The 2,127-nt window shown below is 63.0% G+C and carries 2 protein-coding genes and 1 pseudogene; all 3 read left to right on the top strand.

The features are described from left to right. The first annotated feature begins 215 nt into the window (after positions 1–215). Entirely contained in the window at positions 216–1,124 is a 909-nt protein-coding gene (locus FQU74_RS09665) for a sugar kinase (RefSeq protein WP_146286271.1), read from the top strand. After that, positions 1,121–1,918 (top strand): NAD-dependent epimerase/dehydratase family protein, encoded by a 798-nt coding sequence (locus FQU74_RS09660; RefSeq protein ID WP_146286270.1) that lies wholly within the window; start codon positions 1,121–1,123, stop codon positions 1,916–1,918. The genes FQU74_RS09665 and FQU74_RS09660 overlap by 4 nt, the downstream gene beginning before the upstream one ends. A 4-nt stretch (positions 1,919–1,922) precedes the next feature. Then, positions 1,923–2,127: pseudogene (locus tag FQU74_RS09655) on the top strand (aldehyde dehydrogenase (NADP(+))); the annotation flags it as partial.

Below are 2,127 nucleotides of genomic sequence, written 5' to 3'. Positions count from 1 at the left end.
TGTAGATCAGACGTATCTCGCCTTCCAAAAACATCCCCGATGCCAGAAAGTGCCGCCGCAGCGACGCGGTATCCATGCCGGGAACCTGCAAAGGGTGAATGGCATGACGTGTCTCAACGTGAAGCATCGGAATCTCCGGGTTCGATGATATCATATGTGTTGACACTTATTGTATGATATGTTGTTTCGGTCAAGAGCTGAAGGCGGAGGAAGACATGCGCATCCTGTCGATGGGCGAGATGATGGTCGAATTGTCTGGCGCAGGCCCCGGCCTCTGGCGTGAGGGCTATGCGGGCGACACGTTCAATACAGCTTGGTACCTGGCGGCACTTCGACCAGACTGGCGGATCAGCTACGGCACGCGGCTTGGGCAGGATACGATGTCGGACAGGGCGCTGGTCGAGGTTGCACGCGCCGGACTTGTAACAGACTGGATCACCCGCGACCCTAGCCGCAGCATCGGCCTCTACATGATCAGCCTGAAGGATGGTGAGCGCAGCTTCAGCTACTGGCGCGACAGGTCCGCCGCGCGCTTGCTGGCCGAAGATCAGGGATGGTTGCAGGCGGCCATTGCCGCGCATGACGCGATCTACCTCTCGGGCATTACGCTTGCGATCCTTGATCCCGCCGGGCGACAGCGCCTGCTGGGCCAACTGGCCGGGCAAAGGGTGATCTTCGACCCGAACATCCGGCCCCGGCTTTGGGAAGATGCGGTGACAATGCGCGCCGTCATCTCGCAGGCGGCGGCGCTGGCAGAGATCTGCCTGCCCAGCTTTGATGATGAGGCCGCGGCCTTCGGTGATACCGCACCTGTTGACACCGCCCGGCGCTATGCCGCGTCCGGCACCAAAGAGGTGGTCGTCAAGAACGGGGCTGGCCCACTTGTGATCCGATCGCACGGCCAAGATCTTGCGGCACCGGCGCCTAGGCCGGTCGCGGCGACCGATACCACCGGGGCGGGTGACAGCTTCAATGCGGGCTTTCTGGCCGCGCGCCTTGCCGGTGCGGATCCCGTGGCCTCGGTCGCTGCAGGTCAGGCGCTGTCAGCGCTGGTCGTGCAGCATCCCGGCGCACTGCTCCCCCGCGACATACTGCAATCACACATCAAGGAGTTTCCGGCATGAAGCGTTTGCTGATTACCGGCGCGGCAGGTGGGCTTGGCCGCGTCATGCGCCAGCGACTTGCGCCTATCGCCCCGACCTTGCGCCTTGCTGATATCGCCCCGATCGATGACGCCCGCCCGAATGAAGAGTTCATTCAGTGCGATCTCGCCGATGCGGCGGCGGTCGACGCGATGGTTGCGGGGTGTGACGGCATCGTTCACCTTGGCGGCATCTCGGTCGAGACGCCCTTCGAGCCGATCCTGCAGGCCAATATCCTTGGCCTCTATAATCTTTACGAGGCTGCGCGCGCCCACGGCCAGCCGCGCATTGTTTTTGCCAGCTCCAACCACACGGTCGGCTTCTACCGGCAGACCGACCGATTGGGTCCGGAGTGCACATTCCGCCCCGATAGCCTCTATGGCGTATCCAAGGTGTTTGGTGAGGCGCTCGCCCGGATGTACTTCGAGAAGTTCGGGCAAGAAAGCGCCCTTGTGCGCATCGGCTCTTGCACGGCCCAGCCCGAAAATCACCGGATGCTTGGCAGCTGGTTCTCGCAGGGCGATTTTGCCGCCCTGATCGAGGCTGTGTTCCGCGCGCCGCATCTCGGTTGTCCGGTCATCTGGGGTGCCTCGGCCAATACGCAGGGCTGGTGGGACAACAGCCATCTCGCCTGGCTGGGCTGGCAGGCCCGCGACAATGCCGAAGATCACCGCGCCGAGATTGACGCCCGCGTGCCCCTCCCGGCGCCGGATGCACCGGTCATGGTCTATCAGGGTGGCGTGTTCACCCAGTATCCAATCTACAAGAAGGACTGACGTTATGACATTCACGCCCCATGGCAATCATCTGATTGCGGGTGACTGGGTTGGCACGGCCGAGCGTTTTGGCTCGGAGCCCGCGCATGGTCCTGTGCATGCGTTCTCGGTGGGCACGGTGGAGCTGGTGAACCGGGCCTGTGCGGCGGCGGAAGAGGCGTTCTGGTCCTATGGTTATGCCAGCCGCGAGACGCGGGCGGCGTTTCTGG

Origin of the sequence: Gemmobacter aquaticus (assembly GCF_007859075.1) — a bacterium.
GTDB lineage: Bacteria > Pseudomonadota > Alphaproteobacteria > Rhodobacterales > Rhodobacteraceae > Gemmobacter > Gemmobacter aquaticus.
Note: the sequence above shows the minus strand (reverse complement) of the source record. Positions and strands in the feature narration are given on the sequence as shown.

Excerpts from the sequence above, each read along its gene's own strand:
- FQU74_RS09665 (WP_146286271.1), top strand. The coding sequence starts at position 216 with ATGCGCATCCTGTCGATGGGCGAGATGATGGTCGAATTGTCTGGCGCA.
- FQU74_RS09660 (WP_146286270.1), top strand. The coding sequence starts at position 1,121 with ATGAAGCGTTTGCTGATTACCGGCGCGGCAGGTGGGCTTGGCCGCGTC.